This window comes from Marixanthomonas spongiae (assembly GCF_003095375.1).
GTDB classification, from domain to species: Bacteria; Bacteroidota; Bacteroidia; order Flavobacteriales; family Flavobacteriaceae; genus Marixanthomonas; species Marixanthomonas spongiae.
On record NZ_QEHR01000003.1, the window covers coordinates 317,220 to 338,452 of the forward strand.

The following is a 21,233-nucleotide window of genomic DNA, read 5'->3' on the forward strand; positions in this document are numbered from 1 at the left end:
AAACTCCTAAAAGAAAAGTTTAGGGCTAACAAACTGGTCAAACATCCGCTCAAAGACGGCTCGTTTTAACAGCTTCAACTCACCCTTCTTATAAGAGATAGTGTTGAGTTTACCAAAAAGATATTAATGCAGGCAGTAACCTTAGTTATGTAAAGAACGTGTTATGACAGTTGCTCTTGCAACAAATGGTTTAAAGCTTCCAGCTTGTCTTCCATTTCTTGCTTGTCATTTGTTTTATCTATTTGTTCTTGCTCTACCTGGGCGGCAAACTGCAGGGCGCACATGGCCAGTACATCTTGCTTGTCCCTTACGGCATAGCTTTTTTCAAACCTTTTTATCATTGCTTCTATTTTCTTGGTGGCGAGGCGCAGCCCTTCCTCTTGCGAGGGATTGATGGTCAATGGGTACACCCGGTCGGCAATAGAAAGCTTTATTTTTAACTGGTTTGACATATTGTTTTTCTTTTATTCGGAAAGTTGAGCAATACAATGGTCAATTTCCCGAACTAAAGCATTTATCTTGAGCTTTGTGTCTCTTTTATATTGGTCGCTGCCAAGCATTGAATGTGCCATTTTCAATGAGCTGTACTTTTCGCGGCAGGAGGCTATTTCTTTTTCAGCTTTTTCCTGTTGCGTTCGCAAACTGTTTATTTCAGCTGCTAATTCAGAATTTTGTTGTTTCAACTTTTCATGCTGTTGCACTAACTTATCAATTCTATTTTCAAGAGAATCAACAATTTCTGAAAGTCTGCTCATTAAAAACTATTTCAATACTTCTCACACAAAGTTAACATTCGAGTTTTAATATGGCAACTGTTTTCTGAAATTTTTTGTATTATTGAAATATTGCACAATAAATTTACTTTACTCCCCTTTTTAAATACGCATACACTTAATTTTGAACTATGAAGAACGCGCTATTCTTTTTTCTATTCGTGAGCCTTACCGTTTTCGGCCAAAAGTCCGTTCCAGAAGGTTATTTCAGCAATCCATTGGACATCCCTTTGGTACTTTCCGGAAGCTTTGGCGAACTGCGCAGCAACCATTTTCACAGTGGGCTGGACATCAAGACCCAGCAACGGGAAGGCATACCGGTCTATGCCCCTGCCGATGGTTATGTGAGCCGCGTAAAAGTATCGCATTTCGGTTATGGCAAAGCGTTATACATCAAGCACCCAAACGGTTACACCACCGTTTATGCCCATTTGCAAAAGTATGCCGGGGATATCTACGAGTATGTGCACGACAGGCAACTTAAAAAGGAAAGCTTTGAAATTGAGCTGTTTCCCAATGCATCGGCGTTGCCGGTTAAAAAAGGCGATTTAATAGCTTACACGGGCAATACTGGCGGCAGTGGCGGTCCCCACCTGCATTTTGAGATCCGGGACGCCGCTTCACGCCCTATGAACCCCATGCTTTTTGGCATTGATGTGCCAGATTCCAAAAAACCACTTATCAGCGCCTTACTGGCGTATCCCATTAGTGATGGTGCCCAGATAAACAATAGCCAGAACCGCACCAAACTCCGTTTGATTTTACAAAAAGACGGCAGTTACAAAACCGAAAAAGTTACCGCTTTTGGTAAAATAGGGTTTGGTGTCTCCACCAACGATCAACTGGACGGTGCTTCCAACAAAAATGGGGTCTATCAAATAAAAACCACATATAACGGGCAGGAAAAAATCAACATTCTTTTCGAGAAATTTTCTTTTGCCGAAACACGCTACCTCAACAGGTTTATCGATTACGACTATTGGAGGACCAACAGGAGCCGGGTGCAAAAACTTTTTAGGCAAGCCAACAACCCGTTGAGCATTATAACAAGTGAGGATACCGATGGCTACATTGAGGTAAAGGAAGGATATAACGGCAACTACACCATTCGTATCACCGATTTTAAAGGAAATGAAACCTTGATCACTGTTCCAATTGAAGGAAAAAAAGAGGAAATCACCATACCAAGGAAAATCGAGGAAACAGACGATTATATTTATGCAAACCAAGCCACGTCAATAACCAAAGGCAAATTCAGCGTGTATATTCCGGCTAACAGTCTCTATGAAGACACTTTCCTAGACATCAGTACCGCCAGCGACACGCTTCATTTTCATACCGATGTGGTTCCTGTGCACAAAAACATGACCATTACCGCCGATGTTTCCAACTATAACGACATCGACAAAGATAAACTCTATATAGGCCGTTTAAATTATTACGGCCGCCCGTACTACAATACCACTTACCGCAAAGGCGACAAACTATCTGCCAAAACCCGCTTGTTTGGCACGTATGTAATTGCAGCAGATACTACGCCGCCCACCGTTAAACCCGTTAATTTTGATGACGGTAAGTGGATAAGCAGCAATAAAACCTTGCAACTGTCCATCGAGGACGAGCTTAGCGGCATCAGTTCATACCGCGGAACCATCAACGGCAACTTCATTTTAATGGAATACGACTACAAAAAAGACCGCTTGACTTATTATTTTGACGATAGCGATATAACCGAATCCGAAAACAATTTGAAAGTAATTGTTACCGATAATGTGGGAAATAGTGCTACATTTGAGGCAACTTTTTTCAGAAAACAATAACAATACTGCTTTTGAAAACAACATTGCACCCCCTACTGCTTACTTTGTTCTTTATATCCACAACTGTACTTTCGCAACAAGCAGTTGTAAAAGGCGTTATCCTTAACGAAGAAAACGAGCCTGTAGTTGGAGCTTCGGTTTCTTATGGAACGGAGGGCACACTATCAGACTTTAACGGCTATTATTTAGTGGAAATTCCCGCCAACGAAGAAGTTACCCTCACTTTTTCGCACGTAGGGCACAAAAAAGTGCAGGTAACATTAAACTTGGGTGCCAATGAAGATTACGAACTCAACCCTGTAATGAACACCAAAGTAGAACAAATTGCGACCGTGGTCATTTCAGGAAGGGAACGAAAGCGCGTGGAAGGCATTACCACTTTGAGCCCAGAAGCCATCCGTAAAATACCGGGCGCCAATGCAGGAGTTGAAAATTTACTGAAATCACTTCCTGGCGTCAACAGCAACAATGAGCTGAGCACCCAATACGCCGTCCGTGGGGGAAATTACGATGAAAACTTGGTGTATGTAAACGAAATTGAAGTTTATCGCCCATTTTTAATTAGAAGCGGCCAACAAGAAGGACTCGGTTTTGTCAATAGCGACCTTACTTCAAATGTTGACTTTTCTGCAGGTGGTTTTCAGGCAAAATACGGTGACAAACTCTCCTCTGTACTTGATATAACTTATCGCAGGCCAGCCGATTTAAGTGCCACGGCAGACTTGAGTTTGTTGGGCGCCAGTGTTTCGGCCGGTGGTATTTCAAATAACGGAAGATTGACCGGTATTGTGGGATTGCGTTACCGCGATAATAGCTTATTGGTAGATGCCAAACAGACCGAAACTAACTTTAAGCCCCGTTTTGCCGATGCACAGACGTATTTTACTTATAAATTCAGCAATAAATTTGAATTGGGCTTTCTAGGAAATATTTCCATAAACGACTACGATTACCAACCTTTGACACGACAGACCAATTTTGGTACCATTGCCGATCCCATTGCGTTGTTGGTGTTTTATGAAGGCCAAGAGCAAGACCGCTACAACACGTACTTTGGAGCGTTTAAAGGAACCTATGTTGCTTCTGAAAATTATACCGCCAAGTTTATCGCATCGGCCTACCAAACCACCGAACAAGAATATTATGATATCCTTGCTGAATATCGCTTAGGCGAAGTAAATACCAACATTGGCGATGAAGATTTAGGCGAAGTAGAATTTACCGAAGGCATTGGTGGCCAGCTTACCCATGCCCGAAACGACCTGGACGCGCTTATTTTCAATGCCGAACATAAAGGTACGCTCAATATAGACGAAAACACCATTGAATACGGCATAAAATACACCCACGAGGACATTCGTGATCGCGTGCAGGAATATGAGATTATCGATTCGGCCGGATTTTCAATCAGGCCGCCTATCCCCGATCTTGCCAACGACCAACCGTATGAGCCTTTTACTTCACCAATTGTACCCTACACAACGATCAGGGCACAGAACGATGTGCAGATAGACCGTGTGTCTGGTTACGCCCAATGGAGCCGAAGGACCACCTTAGGTTCCAACGATGTTTGGCTCAATGCCGGTGTACGTGCCCACAATTGGAACGTAAGCGGCGATGGTATTGAAAGTACGTCGCAAACAGTTTTTAGTCCACGTGGACAAGTTTCTTTAAAACCTGATTGGGATATGGATATGCTTTTTCGCTTATCGGGCGGGCTGTACCACCAACCGCCATTTTATCGCGAATTACGGGATTCCACAGGAACGGTGCGACCAGGTGTAAAAGCCCAGCAAGCGGTACATATTGTGTTGGGGAACGACTACAGTTTTAAGTTATGGGGAAGGCCGTTCCGTTTAAATTCGGAGTTGTATTACAAAAGCTTGACCGATGTAAATCCTTATACCCTGGAGAACGTCCGTATTCGCTACCGAGCCAACAACAATGCCGTTGCTTATGCTTACGGATTGGACGCGCGTCTTGCCGGCGAATTTGTTCCGGGAACGGAAAGCTGGGTAAGTTTCGGATATTTGAAAACCGAAGAAAACATCGATGACCGCGGTTATATCTTTCGGCCAACGGATCAACGGTTGAAGTTTGCGGTCCTGTTTCAGGATTACGTAAAAATAATCCCAGATTTAAAAATGTACTTGAATTTAGTCTATAACACCGGGTTGCCGGGTGGTTCGCCCAGCTATGCCGATCCGTATGACTACCAAGTGCGTTTACCAGATTATAAACGGGCCGATCTTGGGGTTTCCTATGTTATAGTGAACGACGATAAATTACGCGACAGCGGATGGTTGAAACCATTTAAAGAGCTGACCATCGGTGCCGAAATTTTCAACATTTTCGATGTGCAAAACTCCATTACCAACACCTTTGTACGAGATGTATATACGAAAGTGCAATATGCGATTCCCAACTACTTAACGCCGCGGGTTTTTAACGTTCGGTTAACGGCTAAATTTTAAATGGAGTTCAAATTTTTTTTATCAATAAATGAAATTAAAAAAAAGCATTAAACAGAAACTTTTACTAATTGCAGGTATGTTAACTATTACACTCGCTCAATTAATGACACACTATATTGACTTGCAAGATGGTATTATAGGGATTTTATCAGGGTTAGGAATAGGGTTGTTATTAGGTTCGTTTTTTCAGAAAAAACAAAAACCCACCATCTAAGCAGAACGATTGCTTACTCCTCAATAAACTCTTTTAAAACCCCAACCACATAATCCACTTCGTCCTTTTTGTTAAAGCTTGAAAAAGAAAACCGGATGGACGGTTTTTTTATATCGTCTTCGGTAAGGATTTCATTTAAAACGTGGGAGCCCTTGCCACTTCCGCTTTGGCAAGCACTGCCTTTGGAACAGGCAATCCCCTTTAAATCCAACTGAAACAACAACATCATGGCCTTTTCTTGGGAAATGGGCAGGCAAACATTTAAAAGCGTGTAGGTACTACGGGCATCGTCATCGCAAGCTCCGTTGAATTTTATGTCCGGGATTTCGGCAGTGAGCCTTTCTTTAAAGTAGTTTTTTAGCTCAACAATATAGGCGCGTTCTTTTTCGAGGTTTTCGTAGGAAATTTTAAGTGCTTCGGCCATTCCGGCAATGGCATAGACCGCTTCGGTGCCCGCACGCAAGCCACGTTCCTGCTCTCCGCCAAAAATTAAAGGTTTTAAGCCCGTGTTTTTTCTCACAAAGGCAAACCCAGCCCCTTTGGGACCGTGGAATTTATGAGCCGCCACCGCTGCAAAATCGATGGGTATTTCAGAAAAATCCAATTCGTAATGCCCAACCGACTGTACAGTGTCGCTATGAAACAAGGCGTCGTACTGCTTGCATAGGTTGGCAGTGCGTTTAATATCCAAGATGTTTCCTATTTCATTGTTAACGTGCATGAGGCTCACCAAGGTTTTTTTATCATTTTTTCTCAAAAGAGCCTCAAAATGTTCAAAGTCTATGTGGCCGCAGTCGTCCAATTTTACGTAATCTACTTGAATACCATGATTTTCTTTTAGTTCAGCAACGGTGTGCAATACGGCGTGGTGTTCAATTTTACTCGAAATGATGCGTTTCACGTCTAAATCGCGCACGCAGCTGTTCAAAATTAGATTGTCGGCTTCGGTGCCGCCAGACGTAAAAATGATTTCGGCCGCCGAAACATTCAAATATCCAGCAATCTGTTTCCGTGCGGTCTCAAGCAATGACTTGGCCGACCTTCCGTACGAATGTGTAGAGGAAGGGTTGCCGTATTCGGTTTTTAAAACTTCGGTAATGCACCGTATTACTTCGCTTCTCAACTCGGTGGTCGCTGCGCTGTCAAAATATACTTTTTTCATCTTGTTGTAAAATTGTCTGGTTTTTCAGCCGAAAAATGCTGTAATGGCATCGCTGAAGCGGTTTGAAATCTAATATTTCAGAAATACTACTTCAAAAATACATATTAATATCGTTCTTGAATGCCTTTTCAAGTGCAAAGAAATATGTTACTTTGCAAAAACACAACCCTCAAGTATTGTTTATGAAAAATATCTTGTTTTTTATAGCGGTGTTCGCAACCCTACAATCTTGCGACGACGGCGATGTAATCGTTACCACCTTCGATTTTGAAAACGCGAGTTTAAACCTGTGCAGCAATGGCAACCAATATGTGTTTTATAAAATAAACAATGATGTTTCTGAAAGCATTTCGCTTAAAATCACCACGGATGACCCCCTGTTTTTTGAAACAGAAACCAAAAGCTACGAACTGAACGGCAGTAGCAATATCGTGAATTACCGCCGATTTGATAGCGATGTAACCGGTGACTATTTTTGCAGTTCTGTACCGCCCACCTCCCCTACTGTTGCCATTGATTATACGGGCGCATCGGGTACGGCGCGGCTAAACACCACCACGGTTTTAGATGACAATGACGGCCTGGAAGACGAAACCGGCGATACCGATGGCGATGGCATTCCCGACAGTTACGATTTTGACGATGACGGCGACAATGTGCCCACGACCGTGGAGCTGGGACCCAATTTTCCAGACGAAGCGCCGCGTGACAGCGATGGCGACGGCACGCCCGATTACCTGGATACCGATGACGACAATGACGGTATTTTTACCATTTATGAAGATAAAAACCTAAACCTCAATCCTCTTGACGATATTACCGATCCCAAAGTGGGCCCCGATTATTTGAACCCGGCGGTGGCCGACTCTTATAATGTAACAGCCTTTCGGCAACATGCTTATACGTTTGTAAGCGATGTGGCCGTACGGTTGTCCAATTTGGTGTTGGTTAACGGCGAAGAGCAAATTATTAAAGAAGCCTTATTTTTAGGGACAATCGAGAATGTGCGCAATGGTGAATTTACACCCACCCCAGATTTTGTGGCTCCACAATTAAATAAACCTACTGAATAGGTTGACGGTGGGTTCTGTTGGTGATTGGTTGAAATAATCCTTAAGGAAATCAGGGAGTTTTATTCTGAAAGATGTACACCTCGGTGGCGCCACGGCCATATTCCCGATAATCTGCTTCGTAGTATTTTACGTTATCGTAACGCCTAAAAAGGTATTCCAGTTCGGCTTTTAAAACACCTTCGCCCACGCCGTGAATAAAAACAACACGCTGTATTTTCTTGTCGATGGCAAAGTCTAGTTGGCGTTTGGCAGTATCGGTTTGCAACACCAGCATCTCGTGGTTGCTCATCCGTTTGTACTGTTGCGTTAATTGGTGGATGTGCAGGTCGATCACCATAGGCGGGCGGTTGCGTTCCTTCGGTTTTGTTTTTTTGGAAGGTTTCGGTTTTTTGGTTTGTTTTTGCGCGAGTATTTCTGAAATATCTTCTTGCATTACATCGCTTTCTGAAAGTTCGCCTGTAAGGACCACAAGTTCCTGTTCCTGGAACTGCATTTCAAAATCGTCATCGGTCAATACCGAAATGGTATCGCCATCAACAGCAGTGACCACGCCCGTAATAGCATCGTCCAGCACTGAAACCGTGTCGCCTTTTTTCATGGTTGACCAAAAATTGAATAATTGTCGTTTTGTTGCAACAGTTAACCCTTTAAAAACGAAAAAATTACGTTTTTAGAGCCATTTGCACCAATATTAAAAAAAATATTTTATTTTTATACCCAAAATATGGTTATATTATCCCAAATCGATAGCGCCATAAAAACCAAATGATTATGAAACACCTACTACTTTCCTTACTTACATTATACAGTGTTGCCGCTACGGCACAGTCTGATTTATTTGTGAGGCCAAACCCTAGCTCTAATACAGATTCTTATGTCTATGTAAATAATGTGGAATTATATGTTGAAAATGATATTGATTTAAGAAAAAACAATACGGATACAACCGAAGCCAGTATTTATCTTCGTAACAATGGACAGTTGATACAAGGTGACGATACCGCACAAAATAAAGGAGACGGAATGTTGTCTGTGTATCAAACAATAGCAGAAACTTCTGCTTTTCACTATAATTATTGGGGAATGCCTGTAGGAGCTACTCTAACATCCGCAGGAAGTACCCTACCAGCAGGAAATACAGCAAGTAGCGTATTTACAGTGTATAATTGTGAAGGTTGCAACCCTGACGATACAGCGGGAACAAAAACATTGACTACAACTGGCAGAAATGGATTTTTAAATCCGGACTTAACAATTTCTACCCGCTGGGTTTACGAACTACAGCCAAGCAAAGATAGAGAAGATGAAGGGGCCTGGAGGCGTTTAAACGGAACAGCAACTTCTAACCCGGCTTATGGGTTTATTATGAAAGGGATTAGCCCAAATCCTATAACAGGAAACACAGGTGATCCCAATATTGATGGGATGACAGACGTAACTTACGATCTTAGAGGGCGTCCTAAAAATGGGAAGATTTCTATTAATATGGCCGCTGGAGACGAAATTGTCTTGGCTGGAAACCCCTACCCCTCTGTGCTTGACTTACACAAACTTGCAAGTGACAACCAAACTGGTGGAGCAAATATAGCGTCTTTTCGATTTTGGGACGAACCGAAAGATGATGAATTTAGTCATTATTACAGTGATAAATCTGGAGCGTATGGGGTTTATGTTCCTAATCCTCCTGGTGGTGGTGTTTATAATATTTCATCTTTTAATAATTATTCTGCATCCGGTACAGGTGGACCTTCTGGAACAGGTAGCACGACAGAATATAGAAAACAACAATTCACCCCTATTGGTCAAGGGTTTATAATCGTTACCGATGGGACAGCAGGTACAATTGAGTTTAATAATAGTCAACGAGTATTCGGCTTAAAAGCAGCAACAGAGGTTTTTCATAGACCAGGAAATGACAATAACATTACTATGGACGGAGGGCCAGACACTAACCCCGGTGATCCAGACGGGTCTGTTCTTGCCGAAGTAGATCCACGTGCGCCTCACCTACGTATTGATGTTGTAATGGAAGAAAAATACGGCCGTCAATTGGTTTTAGGGTTTGATGATAGTACCTCTCTTGGGTTTGATCTTGGATGGGACGGAAAAAGCCCTATGGATGCCAAAAATGGAGAAGCGTACTTTTTAATAGGTGAAGACGATAACAGAGAACCATATGTCATCAATTTTTTAAATTATGATAAACAGACTATGATCCCTATCGGTTTTAACCTTACCAAACAAACTAAGTTGCTTGTGCAAACCGTAGAAGAAGTAAAAATGAGCGGCAAAAAAGCATATATCTATGACAAGGAACTGGATACCTACCAAGGGTTTACCCACGGAAAGTCTGCAACCTATAACTTACAGGCCGGTACTTATGACAACCGCTTTTTTGTGGTGTTCCGGACCGATAAGGAGCTGGATGCCTACACAACCAAAACTCAAGGCAGGGCTCAACAAGACGTGGACTTTTTCCAAAATAACCGTCTGGGCGTACTTGAGGTGACCAATCCAGAAGGATATGACATTGCACAAGCCCTTGTTTTTGATTTAACCGGAAAACTCGTGTACCAACAACAAAACATCGGTACCGAAAAACGCTTCTCGTTCCCAACTTCAAACTTAAGTGATGGCGTGTATATCGTAAAACTTAAAACAACCGATAATATTGACATTAGCTATAAAACCTCGGTTTACAACAAACAATAATCATTATGGCCCTGAAAGGCATTGAAGACTATATGTTGCAATGCACCAGCAAAGAGCTTTTTGGTGTAGAATGTTTTGGCTGTGGCACCCAACGTGCCACAGTTTTGTTTTTTAAAGGGGAATTTGCTGCAGCATTTTATATGTACCCCGCCATTTACACCCTAATGCTATTGCTACTGCTTGTGGTGTTTAACCTTTTTGTGAAGTTTAAACACGATTTTAAAATCAAAGTTGGTCTATTGTTGTTGAATGTGGTGATTATCGTAGTGAGTTACGGTATAAAAATGAGCCACTACGTCTAAAGATGCTTCTTATTTTGTCGGTTTTCAAATATTTCCTTTATTTTTAAGGAATAGTAACCAACTAAAACAAAACCAATGGAAAAACAAACATTACCCAATTCAACCCTTATATTAGTATTTGGTATTTTATCCATATTAACCTGTTGCTGTTATGGGGTATTAGGACTTATTTTTGGTATTATCGCCTTGGTCATGACCAAAAAGGCCAATGCCTTATATGTAGAAAATCCAGAATTGTACTCTGGATATCAAAATGTGAAAATCGGTAAAATTTTAGCCATTATTGGAATTATCTTGAGTGCACTTTACATGATTTGGTCCATTTACCTCTTTGTCACCGTTGGGGAAGAAGGACTCCTGGAAATGCAAAAAGAAATCATGCGTGATTACGGAATAGAGTAATGCCTATTTCATAAAAAAAAGAGGACCATAAAAAAAGCGGCTTTTCATAAGGCCGCTTTTTTTGGTTATAGGATTGGTGTGTTATTTTTCAAACTCCTTTAAAGTTTCCGTGATGATGGAAACACAATCCAGCAATTGTTCTTCGTTCATGACCAGCGGTGGCGCAAAACGAATAATATTGCCGTGCGTTGGTTTGGCCAGCAAGCCATTGTCGCGAAGTTTCAGGCAGATGTTCCAAGCCGTATCGCTATCTTCGGAATCGTTGATTACAATAGCGTTTAACAACCCTTTACCGCGTACCAAATTCACTATGGAACTGTTCCTGATGTAATTGTTCATTTCCCTTCGGAAAAGGTTTCCTAATTTTTCAGCGTTTTCGGCTAAATTTTCATCCTTTACTACACCCAAAGCTGCCATGGCCACGGCTGCAGCAACAGGATTTCCTCCAAAAGTAGAACCGTGGTTTCCGGGACGGATAACGTTCATCACTTCATCGTCTGCCAATACAGCTGAAACTGGATAAGCGCCGCCACTCAGGGCTTTACCCAAAATCAAGATGTCCGGTTTTACGTTTTCGTGATCTACGGCCAACAGTTTTCCGGTTCGGGCAATACCCGTTTGCACCTCGTCGGCAATAAACAGGACATTGTGTGCCTCACATAAGGCTTTTGCTTCTTTTAAATAGCCTTCAGAAGGTACATAAACCCCAGCTTCCCCTTGAATGGGCTCTACTAAAAACCCGGCAACATTTTTATTGCTTTCCAATGCGTGTTTCAACGCTTCTAAATTGTCGTATTCAATTTTGGTGAACCCTTGAGTGTAAGGCCCAAAATGATTGCGCGCCACTTCGTCGTTGGAAAACGAAATAATGGTGGTGGTCCTTCCGTGGAAATTGTTGGTGCAAACGATGATTTCAGCTTCATTTTTCGAAATACCCTTTTTTTCATAGGCCCATTTCCTACAGATTTTCAAGGCGGTTTCAACTGCCTCGGCACCGGTATTCATAGGCAACAACTTATCGAAGTTGAAATATTCTGAAGCATACTTTTCATACTTCCCTAACATATCGTTATAAAAAGCACGGGAGGTAAGCGTCAAGGTCCTGGCCTGTTCGTCCATCGCCCCAACAATCTTCGGGTGGCAATGCCCTTGGTTTACCGCACTGTATGCTGACAGGAAATCGTAGTATTTTTCTCCTTCAACATCCCATACATAAACGCCTTCCCCTTTATTCAGTACAACGGGTAACGGGTGGTAATTATGGGCACCATACTTGTTTTCCAAATCGATTGCATCTTGCGTAGCTTTTTTCTCTAAAACTGCCATTTTTTTGTATTTTTATCGTGTAATTATATTGATTCCTGCTTTGTGGAGAGAAATCATCCATAAAACCGCAAGGTACTAATTATTCTATGTTTTTTGGGGTTTGAGGGTGTTATAAAAACGTTATAAATACGGTTGGACCATTAGAAAAGACAGTGCACAATCTCCTCGCAAGATATTCTTATCATTTAACAAACTTTCAAGTTTAAATACTGTGGCATTGCACCGCATTTTCCATCATTAAACAATGATATTTTAAATACTTTAAACGGAAACCTTCCAAATTTTCCATACCCTATTTTAAATTGAACCTTTTATACGCTTCTTTTTGCAATGCTTCCCGGTGATTGGGGTGCGCAATGGAAATCAATGCCTTGGCGCGTTGTTCCAGTCCTTTTCCAAAGAGGTTGACCACTCCGTATTCGGTTGCCACATAATGAACGTGTGCCCTGGTCGTGGTCACGCTGGCTCCTTCTTTTAAGAAAGGAGTGATTTTTGAAATCCCTTTATTGGTCACCGATGGCATGGCGATAATGGGTTTTCCCCCGGGCGACAGCGAGGCCCCACGGATAAAATCCATTTGCCCGCCCACACCGGAATATTGGTACGTCCCAATGGAATCGGCACACACCTGGCCAGTCAAGTCTATTTCAATAGCACTGTTTATGGCGGTCACTTTTGGGTTTCGGCGAATAATGGCCGTATCGTTGGTATAGCCTGCTTCTTTAAAATGCACTACGGGATTGTCGTCTATAAAATCGTAAAGTTTTTGAGTGCCCATCGCAAAGCAGGTAACGATCTTTCCAGTTTTTATCTCTTTATCTTCTCCCGTGATCACGCCTTTTTCAACCAATGGCAAAATACCATCGCTGAACATTTCGGTATGGATGCCCAAGCGTTTGTGATGGGACAAGTTGTTCAACACGGCATTGGGAATGTTGCCGATGCCCATTTGCAGGGTGGCGCCATCTTCTACCAAAGCTGCCACATTTTTACCAATGGTGGCTTCAATTTCGGTGGGGGTGCCTATTTCCGAAGCATGGATAGGTTCATCCACCTCAACGGCGACATTGATGTTATTGACATGTATAATGCCGTCACCGTGGGTTCTGGGTACTTTTGGGTTTACCTGGGCCACTACTTTTTTGGCCGTTAAAATAGCGGGCAAGGTAATATCCACAGATGCGCCCAACGAGCAATAGCCATGTCTATCGGGTGGGGACACTTGAATAAAAGCTACATCCAGCGGTAAAATATTGCGACGGAAAAACCAATGAATTTCACTTAAAAATACCGGCACATAGTCCCCGTATTGCGTATGCACGCCTTTGCGCACATTGCTGCCTACAAAAAACGTGTTTAACCGGAAAGCCTCGTTATAAGGGGCTTCTAAGTATTTTGCTTCGCCATGGGTGTGTATTTGAACAATTTCAACGTTCTTTAATTCTGAATGACGTTCACAGAGGCTGTCAATCAACACATTGGGCGTCATCGCGGCACCTTGAAAAAATACGCGATCTCCAGATTGTACAGTGGAAACTGCTTCTTGGGCCGAAACTATCTTTAATTTATCTTGGTTCATTGGTTCTTTTTTTTTGGAATCACAAAGTTCTAAAACCTTTCGATTTTCAGGTATGATTTATGTCATACTGAAAAATCATCGGTACCTTTGTGCTTGAAATTCGATTTTTCTGAAAAATAGTGATTTCTTTTAAAAAACACATACGCATTGCCTTGGGATATTTTATGTTGATCGCCATAATGGGCGTCGCACTCAGGCTATTTGCAGTGATCGACTTGCCCATTACTTATCGCTATATGGTGCATACCCACTCGCACATCGCTTTATTGGGCTGGGTGTATGTAGGGTTGACCACCATTTTGTACTTTTTGTACCTTAAGAAAAGTGGCATTTCAAAAAAATATACCGCACTTTTTTGGGCCACGCAGATCACTATCGTTGGCATGATGTTTTCGTTTCCCTTTACCGGTTATGCGTTATTTTCCATTACCTTTTCCACTCTATTTTTGATTGCAACGTACGTATTCGCTTTCTATTTTCTGAAACATACGCCCAACGACTTAAAAACACTCCAATCGTATAAATTGATACGGGTTGCAGTTTGGTACATGGTACTCTCGAGCATTGGCCCATGGGCGGTGGGCGGTATTATGGCCATCTTGGGCAACACCTCGCCCTGGTATCACAACGCAATCTATTTTTACCTGCATTTTCAATACAACGGCTGGTTTTTGGTTGCGTTATGCGGAATTTTATTTCGGATTTTTGAACATTACAACATCTCCGTTCCGAAGAAAAGCTTCAAGCGGTTTTATTACCTATTGAACGTTGGTGTGCTATTGACATTTTTCATTTCCATTTTATGGATGCAACCGCATGGGCTGTTTTACGCACTTGCAATAGCCGGAAGCGTTATGCAAATAGGTGCGTTTTCCATGCTTTTCCGGAAAATTTTGTGGGAACGCTTTACATTGGGCAATAACCTATCCAGATTAACAGTATCCTTGTTGAAATTTGCCGGGTTTTGCCTCGCTGTTAAATTAACGGCACAATTAATGGGCTCTTTCCCTGAAACGGCCGAACTTATCTCTGGAACCACCGATTACGTGATTAGCTACCTCCACTGGGTATTTTTAGGATTGGTAAGCGTAGCTTTGTTGTCTTTTCTGCATCATTTTAAATGGATTGCCTTGCCAAGGGTTGCATTGGCAATCTACATTGCGGGTTTTGCCCTTACCGAATTCCTTATTTTTTACCGCGGCAGTATGAGTGCATTCAATTTGCCAGCTTTGCCCGAAATTTCCTTTTGGCTATCCTTAGCAAGCGTTTTGCTGCTTGTTGCTGTTGGTTGGCTTTTTGCTGTTCAATTTAAAAAACACAAATACCATTAAACCGTTTCTTTTTCAGGACACAGTTTTTTGGCAATCTTCGCCAGTTCGCTTATTATACTTTTACCTTTTTCTTTATTGTACCAAACCTGCAATTCTTTTTTAAAGTCATCGTCCAGTTGCCCGTGCTCGGTTTTATAGTCAGTTACCAGCTTGGTAGCGGCTTGTGAACGGGGTCCCCAGTGTGCAAGTACCTCAGGGCTGTCGTTAAGTACGATTAATTTTGGAATGCTTCTGGAGCCATTGGTAAGAAAAAGGTCCATTAATTCGGGGTGCTCATCACGCAACACGACTTTTAAATTTATTTTATCTGAAAGACTAGCCAGTTTGTTCAAATAAGGAAGGGTTTGCGCGGCATCGCCACACCAGGGTTCACTAATTACCAACCATGTTTGGTTTTCACAGGTTTCTTTAAAAGGTTGCTGAAATGTCTCTGGAATAAAACCGGTTTTGTCCAGACGTTTGCTTCGGCTGAAGTTTAACTTGGTATAAGTCACTTTTTCTTGCCATTCCTCAGGAGTGATATCGGTAGGTTTCCCGGTAGTTCTCCCTTCTGAAACCAATTGCTTGAACAACAGGTTGTATTCGTTGTAAGACATACCAGATACTATGGCGTTTTTTAAGACTTCTTTCATATCAATTCTTTTTTAATATTGTTTTCTAATTGAGCGTTATAATAACCGCCCTTGTTTTCTTTTCTCAATAAGGATTGCCCAACAATTAATCGTGCAACGGTCAACATATTCCTATATTCGCAAAGACCAGTACTTATGGTATTAAAAGTATAAGCAATTTCAACTTCTTCTGCTAACTGATCGAGTTGTTTTTTTGCTTTCTGTAATTCAGCATCCGTACGAACAATACCGGCATTATTGGACATTAGTTCTTGTATTCTTTGAGGTTCCGGATGGAACTCGCGACCATTGGCCGTCATCACCTGTTCTTTCTCAATAATCGCTTCAAAAGAAATAAATTGTTTAATATTTGGCAATGAATTTGCATGGTAATCAAAAATACTGTGGGCAAATACCAGGGCTTCCAGAAGCGAGTTTGACGCCAACCTATTGGCACCGTGCAGTCCTGTAAAGGAGCATTCCCCGCAGGCAAACAGGTTTTTAATGCTGGTCTGCCCAAAAGCATCGACCTCAATCCCACCGCAAAGGTAATGTGCAGCTGGCACCACAGGAACCCAGTCTTTTGCAATATCGAAACCACTTTTCAGGCAGGTATTGTAAATGTTTGGGAATTTTGTTTTGAAATGTTTCGCAGCTAAGTGCGTGGCGTCCAAATAAACACAAGCATCACCGTGTTTGAGCATTTCTGAATGAATGGCCCGCGAAACGATATCCCGGGAAGCGAGTTCGCCCCTACCGTCGTAATCGAGCATGAAGCGCTCTCCTTTTGCGTTTCGTAAAAAGGCACCAAATCCACGGACCGCTTCCGAAATCAAAAAAGAGGTTCCTTTGTCTTTTCCGTGCAAGGCCGTAGGATGAAATTGAATGAATTCCATACCGCTAACTTTTGCTTTGGCACGATGCGCCATTGCTATCCCATCGCCTGTTGCGGTATCGGGGTTTGTGGTGTGGGCGTAAACCTGTCCCACACCACCGGTCGCGAGGGTTGTCGTTTCAGCTTCAAGAGCAAGCAGGGTTCCAGTTATTTGGTTCAATAAATAGGCACCACGGCAAACAGATGTGTTTTCAGCAGTGCTGTTTTGAAGGTTTTGAACCATCAAATCGACTGCGAAAAAATTAGTCAATAGCTCGATATTTTTTAACCGGTGAACTTGTACGGTCAAGGCGCGTAGAATTTCACGCCCGGTGGTATCTTTGTGGTGAACGACCCTGTTTTCGGAATGTCCCCCTTCCCTATTCAGCAACGGGCTCTGTTGCGTGTCCATATCAAACTGGGCGCCCCATTGCATAAGTTCTCGTAATCTTTTCGGTCCTTCGGTGATAACTTTTTCTACTATTTCGGGCTTGCACAGGCCATCGCCTGCCCTTAATGTATCGTCAATATGTTTTTGAAAGCAGTCCTCTTGTTCATTTAAAACAGCCGCAATGCCACCTTGGGCATAACCGGTATTAGATTGACCGGCTTTTGTGGCGATCGAAATTGTCTTTTTAGGGAACCGCTCTGCCAACTTTATCGCCAAGGTCAAGCCTGCAATTCCCGAACCGATAATAAGGAAGTTGGTCTTTTTCATATTATTTTGAAAGTTTAAGCATTCGCTCTATGGGCAAGATGGCCTTTTCTCTTATGGTTTCAGAAACTTCTATTTGTGGGGTCTCGTTTAACAGACAGTTATACAGTTTTTGTAGCGTATTCATTTTCATGAACGCACATTCGCTACAAGCACAGGTATTATCTTCTTCGGCAGGAGCCGGTATCAATACGGTTTGCGGAACCTGCTCTTGCATTTTATGGAGGATTCCCGCTTCGGTGGCAACGATAAATTTTTCTGAAGGGTTCTTTTTTACAAAATCGATCATTCCGGCTGTGGACCCCACATAATTGGCGGTTTCCAATATATGTGATTCCGATTCTGGATGGGCAATGATTTTAGAACCTGGATGTTGTTGGTACAATTTCAAAAGCTTATCAAAAGAAAAGGCTTCGTGCACGATACAGGAACCGTCCCATAGAAGTAAATCCCTTCCTGTTTTTTTCTGAATGTATTTTCCTAAATTCTTATCGGGCGCAAAAATAATTGGCACCTCTTTTGGAATGGAGTTGACAATCAATTCGGCATTGGAAGATGTACAGACCAAATCGCTCATGGCTTTTATTTCTGCCGAACAGTTGATGTAGGTTATCACCACGTGATTGGGGTTTGCATCGATTAATTTTTTAAATGCTTCCGGTGGACACGAGTCTGCCAAAGAGCAGCCCGCCATTAAATCGGGCAGCAATACTTTTTTATTGGGGTTCAATATTTTTGCGGTTTCGGCCATAAAATGAACGCCGGCAAAGACAATCATTTCGGCATCGGTTTCGGCCGCCCGTTGCGAAAGCCCTAAGCTATCGCCTACATAATCGGCAACTTCCTGTATTTCGGGCACTTGATAGTAATGGGCTAAAACCACGGCATGCTTTTTCTTTTTTAAATACGTGATTTCTTTTGCTAAATCCATAGTGTATAAAATTTCCTATTTACGTTTTAACAACTGCAATAGCGATATTATAACGGGTTGGTGGAAAATTTGGCGTAAAGGTACACGAAGCAGGCGGGGTTAAATATGACATTTGTCAATTTTAAGACCAAATAGTCTTTAATAGGCCATTTAAGCAATAATAAAACATGCTATTTTATGAAATAAATTAAAATAAAAGACTAAATTATCTTTTTTGTATCTTTGAAAATAAAAAATGCTATCCAACGCCGCTCAATACGCCATCCGTTCTATTTTATATTTAGCCCTTTACAGTAGTGCGACCCAACGGATACGGACAAAAAAAATATCGCAGGACCTAGAAGTGCCCCAGCCTTTTCTGGCCAAGCTCTTACAACGGTTGGGCGGTGCCGATTTGGTTTCGTCTTCAAAAGGGCCTAACGGAGGTTTCTATTTAAATAAAACCAACCGCAACAAAACAGTCTGGGATATTATTGTGACCGTTGATGGTACCGAAAAATTCAACCAATGTTTTTTAGGGTTGCATACCTGCAGCGATAACAACCCCTGCCCTGTTCATTTTAATGTTTCCCCGTTTAAACAAATCATTAAAAAAGACTTCAAAGGCAAGACCATAGCACAATTTTCGGAAGAGATCAAAAAAAGAGGAACCGTGCTTTCCCTAAAAGATTTTGATGCGTTGCACAAATAGAGATTTCAATTTTAGTTTATAAAAAACAATATTAAAACAAAACGAGCACCCTATTTTTTTATCTTCAAAAAACAACCATGATAAACACACAACTCCTTAACCCATCGAGCATTGCTGTCATCGGCGCTTCAAACGATCTTAAAAAACCTGGAGGCCATTTATTGAAAAACCTCCGTTCTGGTAGTTTTAACGGCACGCTTTACGTGGTAAACCCAAAAGAAGAAAAAGTTCAAGGCATTCCAAGTTTTAAAACCGTACAGGACCTACCGGAAACAGACTTGGCCATCCTTGCCATCCCTGCAAAACATTGCTTAGAAGCGGTCACAATTTTAGCTGAAGAAAAAAACACCAAAGCTTTTATCATCATCTCTGCCGGTTTTGGTGAAGCGGGAGAAAAAGGGACTATTTGGGAGCAACAAATCGTGGAAACCGTAGAAAAGGTCGATGGTTGCTTGATTGGCCCCAATTGCATAGGCGTCATCACTGAATATTACAAGGGTGTTTTTACCGCTCCTGTACCAAATTTCAATCCCAAAGGTTGTGATTTAATTTCAGGTTCGGGTGCCACGGCCGTTTTTATTATGGAAGCCGGGATGCAATTGGGTGTCTCATTTGCTCACGTGTTTTCGGTTGGCAATGCGGCACAAACCAGTGTGGAAGATATTTTGGAGTACATGGATTTGCACTTTGACCCTGCAACAGATGCTTCCATAAAACTGTTGTATTTGGAGACCATTTCAAACCCCAAAAAACTGTTGAAACACGCTTCTTCCCTCATTAACAAAGGAGCTAAAATTGCCGCCATAAAAGCAGGCAGTACCGCAGAAGGCAGTCGTGCAGCCACCTCGCACACCGGAGCCATTGCAAGTAGCGATATGACTGTTCGTGCCCTTTTTGACAAAGCTGGCATTGTGTATTGCAGCAGCCGGGAAGAATTGTTGAGCGTGGCTTCCATTTTCAATTATAAAAAATTAAATGGTAAGAACATCGCTATTATTACCCACGCGGGCGGATCGGCAGTGATGTTGGCCGACGAGCTATCGAAAGGCGGCCTAAACGTTCCCGAAATCACCGGGGCATATGCAGAAAAACTGAAATCATTTTTGCATCCAGGCTCATCGGTTGCCAATCCGATAGATTTTTTGGCCACGGGAACGGCTGAACAGTTAGGGATCATCATTGATTACTGTGAGCACAAATTTGAAAATATCGATGCCATGGCAGTAGTTTTTGGAAGCCCGGGCTTGTTCGATGTAGAAAATGCTTACAATGTATTGAGTGTAAAACTGGATATCTGCAACAAGCCTATTTTTCCTGTTTTACCTTCTGTGGTCAATGCCCAACGGGAAATAGCGTCTTTTTTGAAAAAAGGGCATGTCAATTTTCCAGATGAAGTGGTTTTGGGAAAAGCACTGTCACAGGTTTACAACACCCCAAAACCCACCACCGAAGAAGTTAAGATACCAACAATCGACACCGAAAGCATACGCCAAGTAATTGAAAGTGCTCCGCAAGGATACCTCTCTGCTTCCAAGACCGAACAACTTCTTGATGCAGCGGGCATCCCACGGGTTGTGGAGGTTATTGAAAATTCGAAAGAAAAATTGCTCAAAAATATGACGGGCATTGATTTTCCAGTGGTTATGAAAGTGGTTGGCCCCATTCACAAATCAGATAAAAATGGAGTGGTGCTTAATATCGCCTCAAAAACGGAAGTGGCAGAGACATTTGACCTATTGATGGACATAGAATCTACCACAGCAGTAATGGTCCAACCCCAATTGGCAGGACTCGAGCTTTTTGTAGGCGTAAAGAAAGAACCTGGGTTCAGCCATACCATATTGTGCGGGCTTGGCGGTATTTTTATTGAAGTATTGAACGATGTTGCTGCTGGACTGACTCCTATTTCAGAACCCGAAGCGAAAAAGATGGTACAATCCCTGCGGGGTTACAAACTTATTCAGGGCACGCGTGGCCAGCAAGGCGTAAATGAAGAACTATTTGTTGAAATAATTCTTCGGTTATCTGCACTGGTAGAAGCCGCTCCGGAAATTACCGAAATGGACATCAATCCATTAATTGGCACACAAAGAGCCATTACAGCTGTAGATACGCGGATACAGCTTGGGGAATAGCCTCTCTATTCTTCAGAATAAAGAATGCTTCAAATTCCTAATGGATATTGGTACCTGAAAATTGAACAGAACTAATTTTCGGAAAGCACGTTTCTACTTCAATTCATT

19 protein-coding genes and 1 other RNA gene are annotated in these 21,233 nt (G+C 42.2%); 10 read left to right on the forward strand and 10 right to left on the reverse strand.

Annotation, left to right across the window (positions count from 1 at the left end):
* The 3 genes from ssrS to DDV96_RS06120 all read right to left on the reverse strand — a co-directional run bounded on the left by ssrS (position 1) and on the right by DDV96_RS06120 (position 755).
* A non-coding RNA gene (gene ssrS / locus DDV96_RS06110) (6S RNA) lies at positions 1-109 on the reverse strand.
* Positions 110-161: 52 nt separating this feature from the next.
* Positions 162-452 carry a cell division protein ZapA gene (locus DDV96_RS06115; protein ID WP_116693868.1) on the reverse strand — a complete coding sequence of 97 codons (291 nt, stop codon included), beginning with the start codon at positions 450-452 and terminating at the stop codon, positions 162-164.
* A gap of 12 nt (positions 453-464) precedes the next feature.
* Positions 465-755, reverse strand: a complete 291-nt coding sequence (locus tag DDV96_RS06120) for a hypothetical protein (protein WP_116693869.1) — start codon at positions 753-755, stop codon at positions 465-467.
* Positions 756-904: 149 nt separating this feature from the next.
* On the opposite strand from DDV96_RS06120, the gene DDV96_RS06125 reads away from it, so the two are divergent.
* The 3 genes from DDV96_RS06125 to DDV96_RS06135 are packed head-to-tail and all read left to right on the forward strand — an operon-like array spanning position 905 to position 5,281.
* Positions 905-2,593, forward strand: coding sequence for a M23 family metallopeptidase (locus tag DDV96_RS06125; protein WP_116693870.1), 1,689 nt, complete (start codon positions 905-907; stop codon positions 2,591-2,593).
* 11 nt (positions 2,594-2,604) lie between these two features.
* Positions 2,605-5,067, forward strand: coding sequence for a TonB-dependent receptor plug domain-containing protein (locus tag DDV96_RS06130; RefSeq protein WP_116693871.1), 2,463 nt, complete (start codon positions 2,605-2,607; stop codon positions 5,065-5,067).
* A 28-nt stretch (positions 5,068-5,095) separates the two neighbouring features.
* Positions 5,096-5,281 (forward strand): hypothetical protein, encoded by a 186-nt coding sequence (locus DDV96_RS06135; RefSeq protein WP_116693872.1) that lies wholly within the window; start codon positions 5,096-5,098, stop codon positions 5,279-5,281.
* A 13-nt stretch (positions 5,282-5,294) separates the two neighbouring features.
* Here DDV96_RS06135 and DDV96_RS06140 read toward each other — a convergent pair whose 3' ends face one another.
* Complete coding sequence (locus DDV96_RS06140; RefSeq protein WP_116693873.1) at positions 5,295-6,443, reverse strand: cysteine desulfurase family protein; 1,149 nt, start codon at positions 6,441-6,443, stop codon at positions 5,295-5,297.
* 182 nt (positions 6,444-6,625) lie between these two features.
* On the opposite strand from DDV96_RS06140, the gene DDV96_RS06145 reads away from it, so the two are divergent.
* The gene (locus DDV96_RS06145) at positions 6,626-7,516 is read left to right on the forward strand and encodes a hypothetical protein (RefSeq protein WP_133240819.1); all 891 of its coding nucleotides are present in this window, start codon (positions 6,626-6,628) and stop codon (positions 7,514-7,516) included.
* A gap of 49 nt (positions 7,517-7,565) precedes the next feature.
* Here DDV96_RS06145 and DDV96_RS06150 read toward each other — a convergent pair whose 3' ends face one another.
* Positions 7,566-8,114 carry a Smr/MutS family protein gene (locus DDV96_RS06150; RefSeq protein WP_116693875.1) on the reverse strand — a complete coding sequence of 183 codons (549 nt, stop codon included), beginning with the start codon at positions 8,112-8,114 and terminating at the stop codon, positions 7,566-7,568.
* Positions 8,115-8,287: 173 nt separating this feature from the next.
* Between DDV96_RS06150 and DDV96_RS06155 the strand changes: the two genes are divergently transcribed.
* The 3 genes from DDV96_RS06155 (at position 8,288) to DDV96_RS06165 (ending at position 10,932) form a co-directional block, all read left to right on the forward strand.
* On the forward strand, positions 8,288-10,228 hold the full coding sequence (locus tag DDV96_RS06155; RefSeq protein WP_165805973.1) for a T9SS type A sorting domain-containing protein: 1,941 nt from the start codon (positions 8,288-8,290) through the stop codon (positions 10,226-10,228).
* Positions 10,229-10,233: 5 nt separating this feature from the next.
* Entirely contained in the window at positions 10,234-10,530 is a 297-nt protein-coding gene (locus DDV96_RS06160; RefSeq protein WP_240607682.1) for a DUF2752 domain-containing protein, read from the forward strand.
* Positions 10,531-10,605: 75 nt separating this feature from the next.
* Positions 10,606-10,932, forward strand: coding sequence for a CCC motif membrane protein (locus DDV96_RS06165; protein WP_116693877.1), 327 nt, complete (start codon positions 10,606-10,608; stop codon positions 10,930-10,932).
* An 81-nt stretch (positions 10,933-11,013) separates the two neighbouring features.
* Here the strand turns inward: DDV96_RS06165 and rocD are convergent, their stop codons facing one another.
* Both rocD and DDV96_RS06175 read right to left on the reverse strand, forming a co-directional pair.
* Positions 11,014-12,258: an ornithine--oxo-acid transaminase gene (gene rocD, locus DDV96_RS06170; protein WP_116693878.1), complete on the reverse strand. Its 1,245-nt coding sequence runs from the start codon at positions 12,256-12,258 to the stop codon at positions 11,014-11,016.
* A gap of 292 nt (positions 12,259-12,550) precedes the next feature.
* Entirely contained in the window at positions 12,551-13,837 is a 1,287-nt protein-coding gene (locus DDV96_RS06175; RefSeq protein WP_116693879.1) for an acetyl-CoA hydrolase/transferase family protein, read from the reverse strand.
* A gap of 119 nt (positions 13,838-13,956) precedes the next feature.
* On the opposite strand from DDV96_RS06175, the gene DDV96_RS06180 reads away from it, so the two are divergent.
* Positions 13,957-15,168, forward strand: coding sequence for a hypothetical protein (locus DDV96_RS06180; protein ID WP_116693880.1), 1,212 nt, complete (start codon positions 13,957-13,959; stop codon positions 15,166-15,168).
* Here the strand turns inward: DDV96_RS06180 and DDV96_RS06185 are convergent.
* From DDV96_RS06185 to nadA, 3 genes are read right to left on the reverse strand one after another with little or no spacing between them, the layout of a single operon-like run.
* The gene (locus DDV96_RS06185) at positions 15,165-15,800 is read right to left on the reverse strand and encodes a thioredoxin family protein (protein ID WP_116693881.1); all 636 of its coding nucleotides are present in this window, start codon (positions 15,798-15,800) and stop codon (positions 15,165-15,167) included. The two genes, DDV96_RS06180 and DDV96_RS06185, sit on opposite strands and share 4 nt — an antisense overlap.
* Positions 15,797-17,371, reverse strand: coding sequence for an L-aspartate oxidase (gene nadB, locus DDV96_RS06190; protein ID WP_116693882.1), 1,575 nt, complete (start codon positions 17,369-17,371; stop codon positions 15,797-15,799). Before nadB ends, DDV96_RS06185 begins: the two co-directional genes overlap by 4 nt.
* A gap of 1 nt (position 17,372) precedes the next feature.
* The gene (gene nadA / locus DDV96_RS06195; protein ID WP_116693883.1) at positions 17,373-18,299 is read right to left on the reverse strand and encodes a quinolinate synthase NadA; all 927 of its coding nucleotides are present in this window, start codon (positions 18,297-18,299) and stop codon (positions 17,373-17,375) included.
* A 235-nt stretch (positions 18,300-18,534) separates the two neighbouring features.
* Between nadA and DDV96_RS06200 the strand changes: the two genes are divergently transcribed.
* Positions 18,535-18,990, forward strand: coding sequence for an RrF2 family transcriptional regulator (locus tag DDV96_RS06200; protein ID WP_116693884.1), 456 nt, complete (start codon positions 18,535-18,537; stop codon positions 18,988-18,990).
* A gap of 77 nt (positions 18,991-19,067) precedes the next feature.
* Positions 19,068-21,125: an acetate--CoA ligase family protein gene (locus tag DDV96_RS06205; RefSeq protein WP_116693885.1), complete on the forward strand. Its 2,058-nt coding sequence runs from the start codon at positions 19,068-19,070 to the stop codon at positions 21,123-21,125.
* Positions 21,126-21,233: the final 108 nt, after the last annotated feature.

What these genes read in the sequence shown, in the direction of transcription:
- DDV96_RS06115 (WP_116693868.1), bottom strand. Translation starts at nt 452, where the DNA reads ATGTCAAACCAGTTAAAAATAAAGCTTTCTATTGCCGACCGGGTGTAC.
- DDV96_RS06120 (WP_116693869.1), bottom strand. Translation starts at nt 755, where the DNA reads ATGAGCAGACTTTCAGAAATTGTTGATTCTCTTGAAAATAGAATTGAT.
- DDV96_RS06125 (WP_116693870.1), top strand. Translation starts at nt 905, where the DNA reads ATGAAGAACGCGCTATTCTTTTTTCTATTCGTGAGCCTTACCGTTTTC.
- DDV96_RS06135 (WP_116693872.1), top strand. Translation starts at nt 5,096, where the DNA reads ATGAAATTAAAAAAAAGCATTAAACAGAAACTTTTACTAATTGCAGGT.
- DDV96_RS06140 (WP_116693873.1), bottom strand. Translation starts at nt 6,443, where the DNA reads ATGAAAAAAGTATATTTTGACAGCGCAGCGACCACCGAGTTGAGAAGC.
- DDV96_RS06145 (WP_133240819.1), top strand. Translation starts at nt 6,626, where the DNA reads ATGAAAAATATCTTGTTTTTTATAGCGGTGTTCGCAACCCTACAATCT.
- DDV96_RS06150 (WP_116693875.1), bottom strand. Translation starts at nt 8,114, where the DNA reads ATGAAAAAAGGCGACACGGTTTCAGTGCTGGACGATGCTATTACGGGC.
- DDV96_RS06155 (WP_165805973.1), top strand. Translation starts at nt 8,288, where the DNA reads ATGAAACACCTACTACTTTCCTTACTTACATTATACAGTGTTGCCGCT.
- DDV96_RS06160 (WP_240607682.1), top strand. Translation starts at nt 10,234, where the DNA reads ATGGCCCTGAAAGGCATTGAAGACTATATGTTGCAATGCACCAGCAAA.
- DDV96_RS06165 (WP_116693877.1), top strand. Translation starts at nt 10,606, where the DNA reads ATGGAAAAACAAACATTACCCAATTCAACCCTTATATTAGTATTTGGT.
- rocD (WP_116693878.1), bottom strand. Translation starts at nt 12,258, where the DNA reads ATGGCAGTTTTAGAGAAAAAAGCTACGCAAGATGCAATCGATTTGGAA.
- DDV96_RS06175 (WP_116693879.1), bottom strand. Translation starts at nt 13,837, where the DNA reads ATGAACCAAGATAAATTAAAGATAGTTTCGGCCCAAGAAGCAGTTTCC.
- DDV96_RS06185 (WP_116693881.1), bottom strand. Translation starts at nt 15,800, where the DNA reads ATGAAAGAAGTCTTAAAAAACGCCATAGTATCTGGTATGTCTTACAAC.
- nadB (WP_116693882.1), bottom strand. Translation starts at nt 17,371, where the DNA reads ATGAAAAAGACCAACTTCCTTATTATCGGTTCGGGAATTGCAGGCTTG.
- nadA (WP_116693883.1), bottom strand. Translation starts at nt 18,299, where the DNA reads ATGGATTTAGCAAAAGAAATCACGTATTTAAAAAAGAAAAAGCATGCC.
- DDV96_RS06200 (WP_116693884.1), top strand. Translation starts at nt 18,535, where the DNA reads ATGCTATCCAACGCCGCTCAATACGCCATCCGTTCTATTTTATATTTA.
- DDV96_RS06205 (WP_116693885.1), top strand. Translation starts at nt 19,068, where the DNA reads ATGATAAACACACAACTCCTTAACCCATCGAGCATTGCTGTCATCGGC.